Annotated in this window: 18 protein-coding genes; 7 read left to right on the forward strand and 11 right to left on the reverse strand. The window is 58.8% G+C overall.

Going from position 1 to position 19,516, the window contains the following annotated elements:
- Positions 1 to 134 precede the first annotated feature (134 nt).
- The gene (locus tag AXW79_RS02505; RefSeq protein WP_005310398.1) at positions 135 to 551 is read left to right on the forward strand and encodes a hypothetical protein; all 417 of its coding nucleotides are present in this window, start codon (positions 135 to 137) and stop codon (positions 549 to 551) included.
- Here the strand turns inward: AXW79_RS02505 and ubiT are convergent.
- A complete protein-coding gene (ubiT, locus tag AXW79_RS02510) occupies positions 498 to 1,037 on the reverse strand; it encodes a ubiquinone anaerobic biosynthesis accessory factor UbiT (protein WP_005310396.1) in 540 nt (179 codons plus the stop codon). The genes AXW79_RS02505 and ubiT overlap by 54 nt on opposite strands.
- Before the next feature lie 189 nt (positions 1,038 to 1,226).
- On the opposite strand from ubiT, the gene ubiU reads away from it, so the two are divergent.
- Both ubiU and AXW79_RS02520 read left to right on the forward strand, forming a co-directional pair.
- The gene (gene ubiU / locus AXW79_RS02515; RefSeq protein ID WP_005310394.1) at positions 1,227 to 2,222 is read left to right on the forward strand and encodes a ubiquinone anaerobic biosynthesis protein UbiU; all 996 of its coding nucleotides are present in this window, start codon (positions 1,227 to 1,229) and stop codon (positions 2,220 to 2,222) included.
- Between the two features lie 77 nt (positions 2,223 to 2,299).
- Positions 2,300 to 3,172: a U32 family peptidase gene (locus AXW79_RS02520; protein WP_005310392.1), complete on the forward strand. Its 873-nt coding sequence runs from the start codon at positions 2,300 to 2,302 to the stop codon at positions 3,170 to 3,172.
- A 320-nt stretch (positions 3,173 to 3,492) separates the two neighbouring features.
- On the opposite strand, the gene nlpI is transcribed toward AXW79_RS02520, so the two are convergent.
- The 7 genes from nlpI to queA all read right to left on the reverse strand — a co-directional run bounded on the left by nlpI (position 3,493) and on the right by queA (position 10,489).
- A complete protein-coding gene (gene nlpI, locus AXW79_RS02525; protein WP_283240312.1) occupies positions 3,493 to 4,440 on the reverse strand; it encodes a lipoprotein NlpI in 948 nt (315 codons plus the stop codon).
- 90 nt (positions 4,441 to 4,530) lie between these two features.
- Positions 4,531 to 4,899 carry a rhodanese-like domain-containing protein gene (locus tag AXW79_RS02530; protein ID WP_005310388.1) on the reverse strand — a complete coding sequence of 123 codons (369 nt, stop codon included), beginning with the start codon at positions 4,897 to 4,899 and terminating at the stop codon, positions 4,531 to 4,533.
- Between the two features lie 99 nt (positions 4,900 to 4,998).
- Positions 4,999 to 5,946, reverse strand: a complete 948-nt coding sequence (secF, locus tag AXW79_RS02535; RefSeq protein WP_005310386.1) for a protein translocase subunit SecF — start codon at positions 5,944 to 5,946, stop codon at positions 4,999 to 5,001.
- Positions 5,947 to 5,955: 9 nt separating this feature from the next.
- The gene (gene secD / locus AXW79_RS02540) at positions 5,956 to 7,809 is read right to left on the reverse strand and encodes a protein translocase subunit SecD (protein WP_011898866.1); all 1,854 of its coding nucleotides are present in this window, start codon (positions 7,807 to 7,809) and stop codon (positions 5,956 to 5,958) included.
- A gap of 18 nt (positions 7,810 to 7,827) precedes the next feature.
- Positions 7,828 to 8,163: a preprotein translocase subunit YajC gene (gene yajC, locus AXW79_RS02545; RefSeq protein ID WP_005310382.1), complete on the reverse strand. Its 336-nt coding sequence runs from the start codon at positions 8,161 to 8,163 to the stop codon at positions 7,828 to 7,830.
- Between the two features lie 51 nt (positions 8,164 to 8,214).
- Positions 8,215 to 9,351: a tRNA guanosine(34) transglycosylase Tgt gene (tgt, locus tag AXW79_RS02550; protein WP_005310380.1), complete on the reverse strand. Its 1,137-nt coding sequence runs from the start codon at positions 9,349 to 9,351 to the stop codon at positions 8,215 to 8,217.
- A gap of 70 nt (positions 9,352 to 9,421) precedes the next feature.
- On the reverse strand, positions 9,422 to 10,489 hold the full coding sequence (gene queA, locus AXW79_RS02555; RefSeq protein WP_005310378.1) for a tRNA preQ1(34) S-adenosylmethionine ribosyltransferase-isomerase QueA: 1,068 nt from the start codon (positions 10,487 to 10,489) through the stop codon (positions 9,422 to 9,424).
- A gap of 211 nt (positions 10,490 to 10,700) precedes the next feature.
- Here queA and AXW79_RS02560 point away from each other — a divergent pair, with 211 nt between their 5' ends.
- The 3 genes from AXW79_RS02560 (at position 10,701) to ahpF (ending at position 14,072) form a co-directional block, all read left to right on the forward strand.
- The gene (locus tag AXW79_RS02560) at positions 10,701 to 11,147 is read left to right on the forward strand and encodes a CBS domain-containing protein (protein ID WP_005310376.1); all 447 of its coding nucleotides are present in this window, start codon (positions 10,701 to 10,703) and stop codon (positions 11,145 to 11,147) included.
- Positions 11,148 to 11,801: 654 nt separating this feature from the next.
- A complete protein-coding gene (gene ahpC / locus AXW79_RS02565; protein ID WP_005310374.1) occupies positions 11,802 to 12,368 on the forward strand; it encodes an alkyl hydroperoxide reductase subunit C in 567 nt (188 codons plus the stop codon).
- Between the two features lie 111 nt (positions 12,369 to 12,479).
- Positions 12,480 to 14,072 carry an alkyl hydroperoxide reductase subunit F gene (gene ahpF, locus AXW79_RS02570; protein WP_005310372.1) on the forward strand — a complete coding sequence of 531 codons (1,593 nt, stop codon included), beginning with the start codon at positions 12,480 to 12,482 and terminating at the stop codon, positions 14,070 to 14,072.
- 72 nt (positions 14,073 to 14,144) lie between these two features.
- On the opposite strand, the gene AXW79_RS02575 is transcribed toward ahpF, so the two are convergent.
- Entirely contained in the window at positions 14,145 to 15,371 is a 1,227-nt protein-coding gene (locus tag AXW79_RS02575) for an MFS transporter (RefSeq protein ID WP_011898867.1), read from the reverse strand.
- A gap of 130 nt (positions 15,372 to 15,501) precedes the next feature.
- Between AXW79_RS02575 and AXW79_RS02580 the strand changes: the two genes are divergently transcribed.
- Positions 15,502 to 15,747: a helix-turn-helix domain-containing protein gene (locus AXW79_RS02580; RefSeq protein WP_005310368.1), complete on the forward strand. Its 246-nt coding sequence runs from the start codon at positions 15,502 to 15,504 to the stop codon at positions 15,745 to 15,747.
- A 127-nt stretch (positions 15,748 to 15,874) separates the two neighbouring features.
- On the opposite strand, the gene gcvP is transcribed toward AXW79_RS02580, so the two are convergent.
- Together gcvP and gcvH are read right to left on the reverse strand one after the other, a co-directional pair.
- The gene (gene gcvP / locus AXW79_RS02585; protein WP_005310366.1) at positions 15,875 to 18,751 is read right to left on the reverse strand and encodes an aminomethyl-transferring glycine dehydrogenase; all 2,877 of its coding nucleotides are present in this window, start codon (positions 18,749 to 18,751) and stop codon (positions 15,875 to 15,877) included.
- A gap of 303 nt (positions 18,752 to 19,054) precedes the next feature.
- Positions 19,055 to 19,444, reverse strand: a complete 390-nt coding sequence (gene gcvH / locus AXW79_RS02590; protein ID WP_005310365.1) for a glycine cleavage system protein GcvH — start codon at positions 19,442 to 19,444, stop codon at positions 19,055 to 19,057.
- Positions 19,445 to 19,516 lie beyond the last annotated feature (72 nt).

Genomic DNA, 19,516 nt, shown 5'->3' on the forward strand with positions numbered 1-19,516 from the left:
CAATCGCTATTTTGGCACCGTAAATGGCGTCCCATTTCACAACAAAACCGTCATTTTGTAGAACAAAGCATCATTAGCCAACCGGGGAGGCTGGCTAAACTTGGAGGATGGAGAAGGAAACGAGTGGAGGCGACATGTGCCCACGCTGGCTTTATGAGAGGTTGCCTGCCTGCTATCTGTTGACGGCGGTCGGCATGATCATGCTCACCGACTCCCCTTTGCTCTGGCTGGCAGGTGCCTTGCTGTTTGTGGCTGGTGCGGCAAGCTGGATGATGCGCTCCAGCTATCGGCGTACCGACCTGGTCATCTTTCCGACCAAGCGCTGGTTCCAGCCGGAATGGCTCTACGAGGCTCAGCCTTTTATCTGGCTGGCGCTGGGGTTGCTGCTCTCTCACCTCCCCGACGCCATGGCCCTGGTGGCCTTGCTTCCTTGTGCCTGGGCATGCCGCTGCCTGTGGGTTCGCAGTCACTACCGCCACCATGCCGCTGGCCTGGCTTCACACCTGAGACGGGATCCCGCCCGTCGGCGCAGGGTGCGACTCCTGCGCTGACAGGGTGCGCGCACCTTCGATAAAGGTGGCGAGATCCATCAAGGAATAGCGCATCAGGCTCGGCAAACCGTCCAGATCCAGGCTGTCCATCAGATTCTTCACCTCCAGTCCCAGCTCGGTATCTCCCTCAATCTTCAGCTTGCGCTGAAAGAAAAGGGAATCTGGATCCTCTTTGCGACCAGCGATCAGGATGAGGTCGTTGGTGGTACCGCTGAAACAGACATCCGCATGATCGCAATGGCGAGCCACCACCAGCTTTCCATCCTGTTCGCTGATAAACCAGCAAAGCTCGAGATCCGATACCTCGACTTTCAGCCATTTCCCGGCCAGAAACGCAAAGTCACCATCCTGGATGGCCTCCTTGAACACCCGCGCCAGCAGGCGCTCCATCAGGTTCTGCTGCAGGGTAAAAGGCACCAGTTTGAGGGGGTGACGCAAAAAGCGGGGGGCCTGTTCGACCAGACGACGTTGCAGTTGTTGAAACACGATGAACTCCCAAGTTTTTACGCATTCAAGCACAGGGTTGCACTCTGGATCCTGTTGGAAATCAAACTTGTGCCGACTTACCTCAAGAAGGGTAAAGCCACACAAAGCTGCCTCAGGTCAAAAAGTGGGAAGGCATCGATGAATACAATCGGGCCACTTTTGCATTTTTCCCCTCTCGGAGCGTACCCGATGGAATTACTCTGTCCGGCAGGCAGCTTGCCGGCACTGAAAACAGCCGTGGATAACGGGGCCGATGCGGTTTATATCGGCTTCAAGGATGACACCAATGCCCGCCACTTTGCCGGTCTCAACTTCACCGACAGCAAGCTGGAAAAGGCGGTGGACTACGTGCATCAACATGGCCGCAAGCTGCACATCGCCATCAATACCTTCGCCCACCCGGGCTCCGATACCAGATGGAAACAGGCAGTAGACAGGGGGGTTGCCCTGGGTGCAGATGCGCTGATCATCGCCGATCTCGCCGTGCTCGATTACGCCAGCCGCCATTATCCGGACATGGAGCTGCACGTTTCTGTGCAAGCCAGTGCCACCAACGCCGCCGCCATTCGCTTCTATCAGCAGCATTTCAACGTCGGCCGGGTGGTCTTGCCACGGGTACTCTCCATGCACCAGGTCCGGCAACTGGCCCGCGAGACCGATGTCGGCCTGGAAGTGTTCGCCTTCGGCAGCCTCTGCATCATGGCGGAGGGCCGCTGCTACCTATCCTCCTACATGACAGGGGAGAGCCCCAACACGGTCGGTGCCTGCTCACCGGCCAAGTTCGTGCGCTGGGAGGAGACACCGGCGGGCCTCGAATCCCGCCTCAACGAGGTGCTGATCGACCGTTATGGCCCTGGTGAAAACGCCGGTTATCCGACCCTGTGCAAGGGGCGCTTCGAGGTAGATGGCCAGACCTATCACGCACTGGAGGAGCCGACCAGCCTCAACACCCTTGGCCTCTTGCCCGAGCTGTTCCAGACCGGCATCCAGTCAGTCAAGATTGAAGGGCGCCAGCGCAGCCCCGCCTATGTGGAGCAGGTCACCCGGGTCTGGCGTGCGGCCATCGATGCCTATCAGGCCAATCCCGAGGCCTATCAGGTCAAGGCCGAGTGGGATGCCCAGCTCGCCCGCGTCTCCGAAGGGAGCCAGACTACCCTGGGTGCCTATCACCGTCAGTGGCAATAAGGAGGCCCGATGCCATTTCTTCCCGAAACAACCGATTCTGCCTTCAGCCCCTTCAGTCGCCACAAGGAGCACAACTAATGCAATTTTCTCTCGGGCCCCTGCTCTTCTACTGGCCCAAGGCCGACACCCAGGCCTTCTACCAAGCCGCTGCCGACAGTCAGGCAGATATCATCTATCTGGGAGAAACCGTCTGCAGCAAACGCCGCGAGCTGAAAGCAGATGACTGGATTGCCCTCGCCCGCCAGGTAGCCAGCACTGGCAAGCAAGTGGTGCTCTCGACCCTGGCCCTCATCTCTGCCCCCTCCGAACTCAAGGAGGTGAAGCGGCTGGTCGACAACGGCGACTTGCTGGTCGAAGCCAACGATCTTGGCACAGTTCAACTCGCCAGCGAGGCCGGGTTCCCGTTTGTCTGTGGCCCCGCCATCAACGCCTACAACGCCGATGTGCTGCGCATGCTGCTCAAACAGGGGATGAGACGCTGGGTGATGCCGGTGGAGCTCTCCCGCGACTGGCTGATTCAGCTCAGCCAGGATCTGGGCGCTGCCCGTCAGCAGTTTGAAGTGGAGGTGTTTGCCTACGGCCATCTGCCGCTCGCCTATTCGGCGCGCTGCTTCACTGCCCGCTCCCTCGACAAGCCCAAAGACAACTGCGAGCTCGCCTGCATCCATTACCCCACTGGCCGACTGGCCAGCAGCCGCGAGGGGCAGAAGGTGTTCAATCTCAACGGCATCCAGACCCAGTCCGGTTACTGTTACAACCTCGGCAACGAGCTTGGCGGTATGGCGGACCTGGTGGATGTGGTGCGCCTCTCCCCGGAGGGACTGGACACCCTTGAGATGCTGGCTCGCTTCAAGGCCAACCAGCAGGGGCAGGCCCCTCTGACCCTGCAACAGGAGCGGGACTGCAACGGTTACTGGCGCCAGATCCCTGGCATGAGTCTGGTGGAATGACACAGCACCAATGTCGGACCTGAGCGAAGCGGCCACGGCTGCTGGTGTCAAATATCCCCGGCATAAGTCCTGGTGGAATGACACAGCACCAATGCCTGACCTGAGCGCGACGGCCACGGCTGCTGGTGTCAAATATCCCCGGCATAAGTCCTGGTGGAATGACACAGCGCCAATGCCGGACCTGAGCGGGGCGGCCACGGCTGCTGGTGTCAAATATCCCCGGCATAAGTCCTGATGGAATAACGCCGTACCAATACCAGCACACAGACAGCAAAAAGGCCTCATCAAGAGGCCTTTTTTACATCGCAGACACAGGCAAATCAGGAGGCCTGCTTGCTGCTCTTGCCCTGTGAGCTCTGGGCGCCCGGCGGCAAGGGTTTGCGCGCCATCAGCTCCAGCTCCAGCAGGGCGTATCTGTGCTCGATGAAGTCATACACGTTGTTGGCGAGCGCCAGCTTGAAGTAGCTGATGGCTTCCTTGCGGTTGCCCTTGGCCAGTTCAAACTTGCCCAGATAGAAGTAAGTTTCACACAGGCGCTCGGCGAGCTCCCGGTTATCCTTCACTCCTTTCACCACATTGCCCATCAACTGGGTGGCATTGAGCTCACCGGTATAGAGGCGAACCAGATCCCAGTTCCAGGCGTCGTCATCATACTTGTTGAGACGCTCGCGCATCCGGCTCATGGCAGCCGGCGCATTGAGCTTCTGCTCAGCCAGATAGAGCCACATCACCCGATACGGGTCTTCCGGCTGCGCTTCATAGAAGCGTTTCATGTCGGCGGCGGCCAGCTCGGGGCGATTACCGTAATAGAGTGCGATCCCGCGGTTGAGATAGGCATAGTCATAGTCGGGAGCCAGTTCGAGGGCGGAATCAAATGCCTCGTAGGCTTCGTCATAATTCTGCTGCTGCACCAGATAGACGCCGATGAAATTATAGGCCTCGGCAAAATCCGGTTTCTCCCGCAAGGCACGGTTGAAATCCAGCCTCGCCAGGGAACGCAAACCGACCCGATCAAACACCACGGCACGCTCATAAAACAGTTCGGCACGCTGCTCGGTGGTCAATTCCATCTCACCGAGCATCTGACCGAGTCGCGCCAACGCCAACTCGCTCTGGTAAGAGACCTGCAGGGGGGTCGCCAATACCAGTGAAGCGGGTTGCGGCTTAGGAACTTGAGGCGCTTTAACCTGACTGCTACTGCTGCAACCCCACATGGCGAGCAACAACAGGACACCAAGGAGGTATCCAATCCCTTTCCTGACGTTCAATGAACACTCCGACGCTTACGCTTGACCCCGCATATGGTAAAGGTCCACCGACACTTTGTCATGTGGCGGTTCCCCTCTCCCTCAAATAAATCAGGATTCGACAGGGTATCCGGCATCACACCAGCCCCGAAAACCGCCATCGACACTGACAATCCGGCTATAACCCATTTTTTGCAGATTTTCCGCCACCAGGATGGAGCGGAATCCCCCACCACAATAGAGATAGAGTTCAGTCTGCGGATCCGGATAGCGGGTCTCGATATCCCGTTCAATCACGCCGCGACCGAGGTAGGCAGCCCCTGGCAGGTGACCTCTGGCCCACTCGCTCTCTTCCCGCACGTCGATCAGGTGGAAGGCTCGCCCCTCATCCTGCCAGCGCTTTATCTGGTGCACGTCAGTCTCTTTCACCTGGGTGCGAATAGCCTCGACCAGGGCCAGAAAACGGGGATTATGTTGCATGGCTTGCTCCTTGCCTTGAGTAATAGGAGATCGATGATGGGGAGCATAATGACTCACCCGGCCCATAAGAGAAAGGGCGCCTCGCGGCGCCCTTGTCAATTACGGCAGGATCTCTTGCTGATCCGCGCCCTCTTTTTCCACCTGGGTCGGCAGCATGTGCTCCCGCTTGACCCCGAGGAACATGGCGAAGGCACTCGCCACATAGATGGATGAGTAGGTGCCGAAGGCCACCCCGATCACCATGGCGACCGAGAAACCGTGGATCAGCGGACCGCCCTTGAGCAGCAGCGCCAGCACCACCACGAACGTCAGACCCGAGGTGATGATGGTCCGGCTCAGAGTCTCTGTCATGGAGAGATCCAGGATGTACTCGGTATCCCCCTTGCGCACCTTGCGGAAGTTCTCCCGCAAGCGGTCAAACACCACTATGGTGTCGTTCAAGGAGTAACCCACCAGGGTCATCAGTGCCGCCAGCACGGTCAAATCGAACTCGTACTGGAAGTAGGCAAACACGCCAAGGGTGATGACCACGTCGTGCACCAGGGAAATAATGCCCCCCAATGCCAGACGCCATTCGAAGCGCACTGCCACGTAGATCAGGATACAGATGATGGATGCCAGCATGGCCATCGCACCGTCTGTTGCCAGTTCGTCACCCACTGAGGGGCCGACAAATTCGACGCGCTTGAGCACGGCACCCTGATCAAGCCGCTTGGCGGCCGCCAGCACTTCATTGCCCTGCTGCTCCACCTTGACCCCCTCTTTCGGGGTCAGGCGAAACAGCACGTCGCGACTGGAGCCGAAGTGTTGCAGGGTTGCCCCTTCAATCTTCTGCTCATCCAGCACCTCGTGGATCTTGTCCAGGCTCACCGATTGCTGGAACCCCACCTCGATAGTGGTACCACCGGTAAAGTCCAGCCCCCAGTTCAGGCCCCGATCGAACAGGAAGAACAGGGAGATCACCATCAGCAAGGCAGAGAAAACCACACCCGGCTTGGCATAGCGCATAAACGGGATAGGTTTTTCAAAATGTAGAATCTGAAACATGTCTCTTCCTTAGATCGGCAGCTTGTCGATGCGCCGTCCACCCCAGCCCAGGTTGATAATGGCGCGGGATACTGTGATGGCAGTAAACATGGAAGCACTCAGACCGATACCCAGCGTCAGGGCGAAGCCCTTGATGGCGCCAGTGCCGATACCGAACAGGATCACACAGGTGATGAGCGAGGTGACGTTGGAGTCAGCGATGGTCGAGAATGCACGATCAAAGCCCAGATGAATGGCCTGCTGTACCCCGCGACCGTTCCGAATCTCTTCCCGAATACGCTCATAGATCAACACGTTGGCATCCACCGCCATCCCCAGCGTCAAGACGATACCGGCAATGCCCGGCAGTGTCATGGTGGCTCCGGGGATCATGGACATGATACCGACGATCAGTACCAGGTTCATGGTGAGCGCCAGATTGGCGACCCAGCCAAACGCGCGGTAGTAGATCCCCATGAACAGCACGATAACCAGCATGGCCCAGCCGATGGCTTCCATACCGCTGTCGATGTTCTGCTGACCCAGGCTTGGGCCTATGGTCCGCTCTTCAACGATCTGGATGGGGGCAATCAGGGCACCGGCACGCAACAGCAGCGCCAGGTTGTGGGCTTCGTTGGCGTTGTCGATACCCGTGATGCGGAACTGGCTGCCAAGACGCGACTGGATAGTGGCGACGTTGATCACCTCCTCCTGCTTGCGGAACTTGCGCTTGCCATCCGGACCCGGTTGACCGACCGGCTTGTACTCGATGAAGACGGTAGCCATCCCTTTACCCACGTTGTCCTTGGTAAAGTTGGCCATCTTGTTGCCACCCTGGCCATCAAGCTTGATGTTGACCTGGGGACGGCTGTACTCATCGAAACCGGACTGGGCACCCACTATGTGGTCACCGGTCAGGATCACCCGCTTTTGCAGCACAACGGGGCGACCGTTGCGGTCGTTGTACACCTTGGAACTCGGCGGTACGCGACCATCGGCAGCAGCCTGAATATCGGCCGTTTCATCGACCATGTGGAATTCCAGGGTCGCGGTCGCACCCAGGATCTCCTTGGCACGGGCCGTATCCTGAATACCGGGCAGTTCCACCACGATGCGCTCGGCACCTTGCTGTTGTACCAGCGGCTCAGCCACCCCCAGCTCATTCACCCGGTTGCGGATGATGGTGATGTTCTGCTCGAGAGCATACTTTTTCACTTCCTTGATTTTGGCTTCACTCAAACCAGCCAGCAGGATGAACTCATCCCCCTTCTGCTCTGTTGTGAAGGTCAAATCCGGATTCTGGCGACGCAGGTGAGACACAGCCTTGGCTTGATCCGCTTCATCACGGAACAGAACCTGTACCTGATCACCGACCCGACGTACGCCGGAGTAACGGATCTTCTGGGTACGCAGCTCGGTGCGAAAATCCTGCACCATCTGCTCTTGCTGCTTGGTCAGTGCTTCCGCCATGTCCACTTCCATCAGAAAGTGCACACCGCCACGCAGGTCAAGACCCAGCTTCAGGGGGGCAGCACCGATGGCTTCAAGCCAGGCGGGGGTAGAAGGCGCCAGGTTAAGAGCAGTAATGAAATTATCACCAAGCTTGCTGGCAACGACATCACGCGCCTTGAGCTGATCTTCAGTGTTCTTGAAGCGGATCAGAATGAAGCCGTGCTCGAACGCAGCATGTTTGACCGGGATCTGAGCCGCCTCGAGCGTCTCCTTCACTTGATCAAGCGTCTCTAACTTGACTTCGGCACCACGGCTTGCAGAAATCTGCAAGGCCGGGTCTTCGCCGTAAAGATTGGGGGCTGCATATAGAAAACCGATGGCAATCACGAAGACCACCATCAGGTATTTCCACAGCGGATAGCGATTTAACACGCTGTGCTCCTCAGGAGATTAAAGGGACTGGATAGAACCCTTGGGCAGTACGGCAGAGACGAAATCACGCTTGATGGTGACCTGGGTCTGATCGTTCAGGGACAGCACAATGTATTCGCTATCGGCGGACACTTTGGCGATCTTGCCAACCAGGCCACCTGAGGTGAGTACTTCATCACCCTTGGCCAGGGAGCTCATCAGGTTGCGGTGATCCTTGGCGCGCTTGGCCTGGGGACGATAGATCATGAAGTAGAAAATAAGACCGAACACGGCCAGCATGATGATCATTTTCATACCACCACCCTGTGCACCCGGAACTGCGCCTTCTGCATACGCCTTGGAGATAATGCTCATTTAACAACCTCTTATTTGATGTAGATTTGATAACTAACTTATATATCGTTGTTATTTCACGTCATTTTCAGCTAACGGAGGCACAGGCTTCCCTTGCCGACGGTAAAACTCAGTTACAAAGTCGTCTAATTTACCCTGCTCGATCGCGTCCCGCAAACCCTGCATCACACGCTGGTAATAACGCAGGTTGTGAATGGTGTTCAGACGGGCACCGAGGATCTCGTTGCACTTGTCCAGATGGTACAAATAGCTGCGGGTGTAGTTCTTGCAGGTGTAGCAATCGCAGTCCGCATCCAGGGTACTGGTGTCGCTGCGATACTTGGCGTTGCGGATCTTGACCACGCCATCCGTGGTGAACAGATGGCCGTTGCGGGCATTGCGGGTCGGCATCACGCAGTCGAACATGTCGACCCCGCGACGTACGCCTTCCACCAGATCTTCCGGTTTGCCCACGCCCATCAGGTAGCGCGGCTTGTCAGCCGGAATTTTCGGGCAGACATGCTCGAGGATCCTGTGCATGTCTTCCTTGGGCTCACCCACCGCCAGACCGCCGACCGCATAACCGTCGAAGCCGATCTCCAGCAGGCCGTTGAGGGATACATCCCGCAACTCTTCATACACGGAACCCTGAATGATACCGAACAGGGCGTTCTTGTTACCCAAGGCATCAAACTTGTCGCGGGAGCGCTTGCCCCAGCGCAGGGACATCTCCATGGACTTGCGCGCTTCTTCGTAAGTGGCCGGGTACGGGGTGCACTCGTCGAAGATCATCACGATGTCGGAACCCAGATCGTACTGGATTTCCATGGATTTCTCGGGGTCCAGGAAGATCTTCTCGCCGTTGATGGGGTGACGGAAGTGCACGCCCGCTTCGGTGATCTTGCGAATATGCCCCAGGCTGAATACCTGGAAACCACCCGAGTCGGTCAGGATAGGGCCCTGCCAGTTCATGAAGTCGTGCAGATCGCCGTGGGCGCGCATCACTTCCTGCCCCGGCCGCAGCCAGAGGTGGAAGGTGTTGCCAAGCAGGATCTCGGCGCCGGTCTCGCGTACTTCTTCCGGGGTCATCCCCTTGACGGTGCCATAGGTACCGACCGGCATGAAGGCGGGAGTCTGCACAGTGCCACGTTCGAAGACCAGTTGACCGCGACGGGCACGGCCGTCAGTGGTTTTCAGTTCAAATTTCATTGCTACCTCGTTGCGTCAGAGAAACAGTCTGACAATAGAGAGCCCGAAGGCCCGGTATAAAGGGCGAGGCTTATGCCACTGCCCGGCGACGGGTGACGAACATGGCGTCCCCGTAGCTGAAGAAACGGTACTGCTCGGCCACGGCCGCCTGATAGGCCGCCATCACGTGATCGTACCCTGCGAAGGCGCTGACCAGCATGATCAGGGTCGACTCCGGCAGATGGAAGTTGGTGACCATGGCATCGACTACCTGAAACTGGTAGCCGGGGAAGATGAAGATGTCGGTGTCGCTGAAAAACGGCGCCAGCGGCTTGCTCAGGGCCAGACTTGCCTTGGCTGCGCTCTCCAGGGAGCGTACCGAGGTGGTGCCCACCGCAATCACGCGGCCACCCCGGGCGCGAGTTGCGGCTATGGCATCCACCACCTCCTGCGGCACTTCGGCGTATTCGGAGTGCATGTGGTGATCTTCAATCTTGTCCACCCGCACCGGCTGGAAGGTCCCCGCCCCTACATGCAGGGTGACGAAGGCCGTTTCAACCCCTTTGGCGCGGATCTTTGCCAGCAGCGGCTCATCGAAGTGCAGGCCGGCGGTCGGCGCCGCCACGGCGCCCGGCTTCTGATTGTAAACGGTCTGGTAGCGCTCCTTGTCGGCGTCCTCATCGGGCCTGTCGATATAGGGGGGCAACGGCATATGGCCTATGGCTTCCAGAATCTCCAGCACGGGGCGCGGGTCGAGAAAGTGGATCTCGAACAGGGCATCGTGGCGGGCACGCATCTCGGCATCGACCTTTTCGCCATCGGGGCCGCCATCCAGGATCAGGCGGGTGCCCGGCTTGGGCGCCTTGGAGGCCCGCACATGAGCCAGCACGCTGTGCTCGTCCAGAATGCGCTCCACCAGCACCTCCAGCTTGCCGCCGCTGGCCTTCTGGCCAAACATGCGCGCCGGAATGACACGGGTGTTGTTGAATACCAGCAGATCGCCGGGGTTGAGCTGGTCCAGCACGTCCACAAATTGACCATGGCGCAGGGCGCCGCTTTGACCATCGAGCTGCAACAGGCGGCTGGCGGTACGCTCTGCCATCGGATAGCGGGCAATCAGCTCGTCTGGCAGATCAAAATGAAAATCGGATACTTGCATCTTTCACCTCGGGGGAATCGGCGGCTAGTCTAGTTATCCCCCTCTTCCAAGGCAACCCAAAAGACCAAAAACCCAAGAGAGACAAGGGATAGCGAGCAATATTGCGACATCCATCCGGTTAATGATTCTTTAATGATCTGTATTGACCCTGATCATGTTTTGCCTGCGGGGGCTGGGCTAGGGTGAAAGCAGATACACAAGGAGGCCCACCATGATGACCTTATCCGAGATCATGACAGAACATCCCTTCACTCTGGGTCCGGAAAACAGCGTCAAGCAGGCGATGGATCTAATGCAGCAGGAGCGGATACGCCATATTCCCATCGTCGACGAACACCATCATCTGCTGGGTCTGGTCACCCTCACCGACATCCTGGCCACCCGCGAGTCCAAACTGCTGCTCATCAACCCGGAGCGGGAGGCGGAATTCACCGACAGTGTCCAGCTCGACGAGATCATGACCCGCCAGGTGGCGAGCGTGGATCCCCACGCCGGCATCAAAGAGGCGGCCCTCTACCTGCAGCGCCACAAATATGGCTGCCAGCCGGTTCTCAAGGGGCGCAAGCTGATCGGCATAGTGACAGAGTCGGATTTCATTGCGGTTGCCATCAACCTGCTCGAACTGATGGAAGAACAGGAGCCGCCCAGCGATTTCTGATCTTTAAATTCTGTAATAAAATTACGATAAAAGCGTTTTCAGCACATGAAATCGGCAATAAAGCTGAAAGCCTTTCATTTTGATTGAAAATTTACATCACAACCTTGCTTTGTGATCTGCATCACACTATTATCTCCCCATGCAATAGTTGCTGAGGGGGAGACGAGGGATTGTGCACCCAGCCTCTTCCTCTCATATGTCTGCAAGTTTGCACACCCCGTAGTTAGTCTTTGCTGTAAAGCTTTTGTTTATATAGCCATTCCTTGTTTGATGACCCGGCCTTGTCATAGCGACAACGCCGGGATTTTTTTATCTGCACAATCCTGCCCGGCCTTGCCCTTCCTGCTCCCATTGCGTAGCACGCCACTGCACCGTCCTGCCGCCTCACAAAACAAATAGCCATTCGGACCTTGAAAAGCCGATGTGCCGCACAGATGTTGAACCTCGACAAGGAGTTACCTCTGTACGTCAGAGATATTCATGTTAGGTACAGCAGCGATAGGTTATCTAATAGATAGATTGAAGTGATTCAATTTTGCGGCTTTAATCGATTAAGAAAAGCCCCTATGATGAATCCATCGAACGTTAAACGCCTGGTCCGGACAGACTCTTCAATACCAGACAGGCACATGTACATCACCAAGGAGCTAATACATGTCTACCTATATCAACACTGAAATCAAGCCGTTCAACGCCACCGCCTACCACAATGGCAAGTTCGTTCAGGTGTCTGACGCAGACCTGAAAGGCAAGTGGTCCGTGGTGTTCTTCTACCCGGCTGACTTCACCTTCGTTTGCCCGACCGAGCTGGGTGACCTGGCTGACAACTACGCCGAATTCAAGAAACTGGGCGTCGAGATCTACTCCGTCTCCACCGACACCCACTTCACTCACAAGGCGTGGCACGACACTTCCGACACCATCCAGAAGATCCAGTATCCGATGATTGGTGACCCGACCGGCGCCATCACCCGCAACTTCCGCGTCATGATCGAAGAAGCTGGCCTGGCTGACCGCGGCACCTTCGTTATCGACCCGCAAGGCATCATCCAGATCGTTGAGATCAACGCTGATGGCATCGGTCGTGACGCGCTGGAACTGCTGCGCAAGGTCAAAGCGGCTCAGTACGTAGCTTCCCACCCGGGTGAAGTGTGCCCGGCCAAGTGGAAAGAAGGCGACGCCACCCTGGCCCCGTCCCTGGATCTGGTAGGCAAAATCTAAGCCTCCCGCTTCCAAGACCGGCCCATTCAAGGGCCGGTCTGCTTTCTGGCCTCCTCTTGGATCATCAGGCCAGTCATCGCCGACCCGCAATCATTAAGAAGGAATTCGAAGATGTTGGATACCAACCTCAAACAACAGCTGAACACCTATCTGCAGTACATCGTCAATCCCATCGAGATCAGCGTGTCCGGCAACGACAGTGACAAATCCGCAGAACTGCTGGCATTGGCCCGCGAGATCAGCGAGATGTCCCCCAAAATTGCTATGACTGATGGCAGTAATGCCCGCAAGCCTTCCATGAGCGTTGCACCACAGGGCCAAGCCCCGCGCGTTCATTTTGCCGGCATCCCCATGGGTCATGAATTTACCTCTCTGGTGCTCGCCTTGCTGCAAAGCGGCGGCCACCCTTCCAAGACAGATCCGGCCGTACTGGAGCAGATCAAGCAGCTGAAGGGCGAGTTTCACTTCGAGACCTATATCTCCCTCTCCTGCCACAACTGCCCGGACGTGGTACAGGCGCTGAACCTGATGGCGACCCTGAATCCCGGTATCACCCACACCATGATCGACGGAGCCCTGTTCCAGGACGAAGTGAACGAGCGCCAGATCATGGCGGTGCCGAACGTCTACATGAACGGTCAGCCGTTCAGCCAGGGCCGTATCTCGCTGGAAGAGATCATTGCCAAGCTCGATACCGGTGCGGCCGATCGCAAGGCCGCCGAACTGAGCGAAAAAGCCCCCTATGACGTGCTGGTAGTGGGTGGTGGCCCGGCTGGTGCCGCAGCAGCCATCTATGCCGCCCGTAAAGGCATTCGTACCGCCATCGTCGCAGAGCGTTTTGGTGGTCAGGTGATGGACACGGTCGGGATCGAGAACTTCATCTCCGTGCCCTACACCGAAGGTCCCAAGCTGGCCGCAAGCCTGGAGCAGCACGTCAAGCAGTACGGTGTGGAAGTGATCACCGAGCAGCGTGCCGCCGCCATCAGCAAGGACGGCTATGTGAATGTGGAGCTGGCCTCTGGTGCCACCCTCAAGAGTCGCGCCGTGATCCTGGCGACCGGTGCCCGCTGGCGTGACCTGAACGTGCCGGGCGAGCTCGAGTACCGCACCAAGGGCGTGGCCTACTGCCCCCACTGCGACGGTCCCTTCTTCAAGGGCAAGCGCGTGGCAGTGATCGGTGGTGGTAACTCCGGTATCGAAGCAGCCATCGATCTCGCCGGCATCGTCGAGCACGTCACAGTGGTGGAATTTGCCGATACCCTGCGCGCCGACGAAGTGCTGCAGAAGAAAGCCCGCTCCATGGGCAACATCGACATCATCATGAGCGCCCGCACCACGGAAGTGATCGGTGATGGCAGCAAGGTGGTGGGGATGGATTATGAAGATCGCACCACGGGTGAAATCAAGCACTTAGGCGTGGCCGGCATCTTCGTCCAGATCGGACTGGTGCCGAACACCGAGTTCCTCAAGGGGAGCGAAGTGGCACTGACCCGCTTCGGCGAGATCGAGATCGACACCAAGGGCGCCACTTCCCTGCCCGGTGTCTATGCTGCCGGTGACGCCACTACAGTGCCGTTCAAGCAGATCATCATCTCCATGGGAGCCGGTGCAACCGCAGCGCTGGGGGCATTTGATTACCTCATCCGCAATGCGGCGCCAGAGGCGGCAGAAACATCCGCCAAAGCCGATGCCGTGACCGCCTGATAACGGCCCTCGTGCCAGTAAAAAGCCGACTCTCTGGAGTCGGCTTTTTTTATTCGTGTTATTCACCAAGCGCTAGTTGGCCTTCACATCCTCCGCCTCGGGCGTGGCAAAGGTCGCAGGCACAGCTTCCCCTTCCAGATCCGTTCTCGGCTCCAGCTCCGCTGTCATGGGGGTATTGGGCGGTACCGGCATGAACACCTGATGCTCGGCCAGTGGAATGGGTGCCCGCTGCCGCTTGCGCCAGCCCAGATACGCCGTCAGCAGGGCACCGCACAGGGCAAAGTAGACAAACAGCCCCTGTGGCCCGAACTGCATCATGACAAAAGGCGCCAGCAATGGCCCTATCATGGCGCCCAAACTGTAGGCGAGCAGCAACCCCTGATTGGCCCCCAACACCTGATCCGGGCGCAGCTCATCGCAGGCATGGCTCAGACTCAGGGGATAAATGGAGAACGCCATCCCCCCCAGCAAGAACACCAGGACGCCGGCGATCGGCTCGCGCCAATCCTCGGGCAACAATACCATCAGCAAAGCAAGCAGGGTCAGCACGGCACTGAGCAGCAGGATCACCAGCCGCCGGTCATAGCGATCAGAGATGCGGCCAATGGGATACTGCAGGCACATGCCCCCCAGGATCACCAGCGCCATCATGTCCGCCACCCGCGAAAGCGAAGCCCCGCTGTCGGTAAAATAAAGCGGCAACAGACCGTAGATGGCACCGAGGATAAGACCTGAGGTGAAGCTGCTACCCATGCCCGCCGGGGTGAGCCGCACCAGCTCAATCACCCCGACCGGTTGGGGCGCCACCATGGCACACAGGGCAAACGGTGTCAGCACCATGGGATCCACCCACTTGAGCACCAATTGGCCCATGGCCAGTGATCCGTAGAGCAGTATCATGTAGAGCGACATCAGCCGCCCCCGATTGGCCGGGGAACTAGAGACCAGCATCCAGGACTCCAGCACCACGAACAGACCGCCGGTGGCAAAGCCCCCCACTAGCCGCAGCGCCGCCCAACTGACGGGTTCCACCACCATGCCGTGCAGCAGAAACAGAAAACAGAGCAGGGAAGCGTAGGCCGCATAGGCCCGGATATGACCCACCCGGATAATGAGGCACGCATTGACGAAAGCGCCCAGCACCAGACCGCCAAAATAGGCGGCCGACACCAGGCCTATGGCTTGCACCGACACCTGCTCGGCCGAGAGGCGCACCGTCAGCAGGGTATTGAACATGCCGTGGCCCAGGATAAAAATCACCAGACTGGCCAAGGGTGACAGCAACCTTGTGAGTGACATTGGGTCTCCCTGTGTGGCTCATTAATGAGCTAAACAGTCATGGTACCGCTTGCTTCCTGCCCACATCAACCCAACCGGCCCTGCAAGGGGCGCGCTATCCTTGATGAGCCCCCTCCTTGAGCTAACAAATATGAAAACCAAACTGTTGATGATCGGCCTGCTCTTTGCCGGCAACGCCCTCGCCTTTCACTGCCCTGCAGACATGAAGAGCATTGATGACGCCCTCGCCAAAGGCCCGGCCCTCAGTGCGGAGCAACTGGCCGAGGTGAAAAGGCTGCGCGCCGAAGGGGAAACCCTGCACAAGGCAGGCAAGCATCAGGCGTCCGTCGATACCCTGGCCAAAGCCCTGGCGCTGCTCGCACCGGGCAAGTCCTGACGCAACCCGAGACTGCGAAGACTCCGGCGTGATGTCATGTCAGACATGCGCCACAAACAACAAGGCCACCCGCTGGGGTGGCCTTGGTTTTATCGGGTAGCTAACCCTCATTCACTCTGCACCGCTATTACTTGGCGTAATCCTCGGTCGGGATGCAGGAGCAGAACAGGTTGCGATCGCCGTAGACGTCGTCGATGCGATTCACTGACGGCCACAGCTTGGCTGCACGTACTGCATCGGACGGGAAGACCGCCACGGCCCGGCTGTAGCCACGATCCCACTGCTCGTCCATCACGTCATCCTGGGTATGGGGCGCGTTGACCAGCGGGTTGTCGGTCAGGCTCCACTGCCCGTCCTGCACCTTGGCAATCTCGGCGCGAATCGCAGTCATCGCCTCGACGAAGCGATCCAGCTCGCGCTTGGATTCGGATTCCGTCGGCTCGACCATCAGGGTGCCCGCTACCGGGAAGCTCATGGTCGGCGCGTGGAAGCCGTAGTCCATCAGCCGTTTGGCCACGTCCATCTCGCTGATACCGGACGCCTCTTTCAGCGGACGGATATCCAGGATGCACTCGTGAGCCACCCGGCCGTTACGGCCGGAATAGAGCACCGGGAAGGATTCACCCAGCTTCTTGGCCAGATAGTTGGCATTGAGGATGGCCACCTGGGTGGATTTCTTCAGCCCCTCGTCGCCCAGCATGGCGATGTACATCCAGCTGATGGGCAGGATGCTGGCCGAACCGAACGGTGCCGCCGACACGGCGCCGTTGTTGCGGCTCTCCTTGTCGGTCTTGACCACAGCGTGGCCAGCCACAAAGGGTGCCAGGTGTTTCTTCACGCCGATGGGGCCCATGCCCGGACCGCCACCGCCGTGAGGGATGGCGAAGGTCTTGTGCAGGTTGAGGTGTGACACGTCCGCCCCGATAAAGCCCGGGGCAGTGAGGCCCACCTGGGCGTTCATGTTGGCACCGTCAAGGTAGACCTGACCACCGTGCTGGTGAACGATGTCGCACACCTCCTTGATGGTCTCCTCGTACACCCCGTGGGTGGAGGGATAGGTCACCATCAGACAGGAGAGCTGATCCCCCGCCTCGGCGGCCTTGGCGCGCAGGTCGTCGAGATCCACGTTGCCGGACTTGTCACAGGCGGTGACGATGACTCGCAGCCCCGCCATCTGGGCGGAGGCCGGGTTGGTACCGTGAGCAGAGGCCGGAATGAGGCAGATATCGCGATGACCGTCGCCACGGGACTCGTGGTACTTCTTGATGGCGAGCAAGCCTGCGTACTCGCCCTGGGCGCCGGAGTTGGGCTGCATGCAGACCGCATCGTAACCGGTCACCTTCACCAGCCAGTCTTCGAGGTCTGCCAGCAGCAGCTGGTAGCCCTTGGCCTGGGCCAGCGGAGCGAAGGGGTGCAGCTTGCCGAACTCGGGCCAGGTCACCGGGATCATCTCGGCGGTGGCGTTGAGCTTCATGGTGCAAGAACCCAAGGAAATCATGGCGTAGTTGAGCGCCAGATCCTTGGCTTCGAGACGGTGGATGTAACGCAGCATCTCGGTCTCTGAGTGATACTTGTTGAACACCTCGTGGGTCAGCACGGCGTCGGTGCGCAGCAGATCCTGCGGAATGCCCTGATGGGTCTGGGCCGCCTTGTCGAGCGCTTCCACGTCCAGGCCGTGGCCCTTGCCGAGGAAGAGATCAAACAGCTCGGCCACATCGGCGCGGGTAGTGGTCTCGGAGAGGGACACACCCACGGCACCATCCAGATCGGCACGCAGGTTGATACCCAGCCCTTCGGCTTTGGCGATCAGTGCCGCCTTGTCGGCGGTCAGCACTGTGAGCGTATCGAACCAGCTGGCGTGTTTGAGGGCCACGCCCTTGGTTTTAAACCCCAGCGCCAGGATGGTGGTGAGACGGTGCACGCGGGAGGCGATGGTTTTCAACCCCACGGGGCCGTGGTAGACGGCGTAGAAGCTCGCCATATTGGCCAAGAGCACCTGGGCGGTACAGATATTGGAGTTGGCCTTCTCGCGGCGGATATGTTGCTCGCGGGTCTGCATCGCCATGCGCAGGGCACTCTTGCCACGGGCGTCCTTGGAGACGCCTATGATGCGACCCGGCATGGAACGTTTGTAGGCGTCGCGGGTGGCGAAGAAAGCGGCGTGGGGGCCACCGTAACCCATGGGCACGCCGAAGCGCTGTGCGGAGCCGAACACCACGTCAGCGCCCAGTTCGCCCGGGGACTTGAGCAACAGCAAGGAGAGCAGGTCAGCACTGACGCAGGCCAGCCCTTTCTGGGCTTGCACGGCGGCGACCAGCGCCCGTACATCCTTCACTTCCCCCGTGGTGGTGGGGTACTGGAACAGGGCACCGAACACCTCTTCGCTCACCGCCTCGCTGGCAGGGCCGACAGCCACGTCGAAGCCAAAGTGCACGGCGCGCTCCTTGACCACGTCGATCACCTGCGGATGCACGTCATCGGCTACGAAGAAGAGATGAGACTTGGACTTGGCCATGCGCTTGGCCAGCGCCATGGCTTCGGCAGCGGCGGTGGCTTCATCCAGCAGGGAGGCGCTGGCCAGATCCATCCCCGTTAGATCAAGTGTGAGCTGCTGGAAGTTGAGCAGGGCTTCGAGGCGGCCCTGAGCCAGCTCAGGCTGATAGGGGGTGTAGGCGGTATACCAGCCCGGGTTTTCCAGCACGTTGCGCAAGATGACATGGGGCACATGGGTATCGTGATAACCCATGCCGATGTAGCTCTTGGCGATCTTGTTCTGGGCGGCGTAGCCCTTGAGTTTGGCCAGGGCTTCCACTTCGGTCATGGAGGCACCAATGCCAAGCGGACCCGGACGGCGAATGGCGGCGGGGACCGTCTGCTCAATCAGGTCATCCAGACTCTCGGCGCCCACCTCGGCCAGCAGCACACGCAGCTCTTCCTCACCCGGGCCTATGTGGCGGCGGATGAAATCGGTTTTTTGTTCGAGTTCAAACAGTGACTGGGTCATTTCCCTATTCCTGGTAATAAGTCCTGGTAACCAAGACCTGATGTTCCTGATAGCCGGCTGATACCGACTCTACTCATGTTCTGAATACCGCAGGCAGTGTGCACAGTGCGGTACCGGATGCTGCGACAGCATCGACAGGGGGTCACCTTGTTACGCATAACCTGGCGCACAAACAGACTGGCCCGATGGCAGGCAATACCTGCAAGCGGCGGGCGCGGGCGACTTCACCCTGATGCCGGCCGGAACGGGTCCGGCTGGCAGACATACAAACGGGCCCTGCCGTGTTGGCAGGGCCCGGGGGCATTACTCTTCGTCCACCAGGTTCTGGTAGCCTTCGGCATCCAGCAGGTTGGCGAGCTCACCCGCGTCGTCCAGCTTGATGCGGAACAGCCAACCAGCGCCGTAGGGGTCTGAGTTGACCAGCTCAGGGCTGCCTTCCAGCTCCTCGTTGATGGCAACAATCTCGCCACTCACCGGGCTGTAGATGTCAGAGGCGGCCTTGACCGACTCGGCCACGGCGCAGTCATCACCGGCACCAATTTGCTTGCCCACTTCCGGCAGGTCGACAAATACCATGTCTCCCAGCAGATCCTGGGCGTGCTCTGTGATACCGACCACGGCCTCGCCGTTGGCTTCAACACGGATCCACTCGTGGGAGGTGGCATATTTCAGTTCGCTCGGGATATGGCTCATTTGTGCTTCCTTATTCACTTGGATCACTTGTACCTGGAGGGGGTACAAGGGGTACTGGCGAAGGCGATCCCC

The sequence above is a fragment of the Aeromonas salmonicida subsp. salmonicida genome (assembly GCF_001643305.1).
Taxonomy (GTDB): domain Bacteria; phylum Pseudomonadota; class Gammaproteobacteria; order Enterobacterales; family Aeromonadaceae; genus Aeromonas; species Aeromonas salmonicida.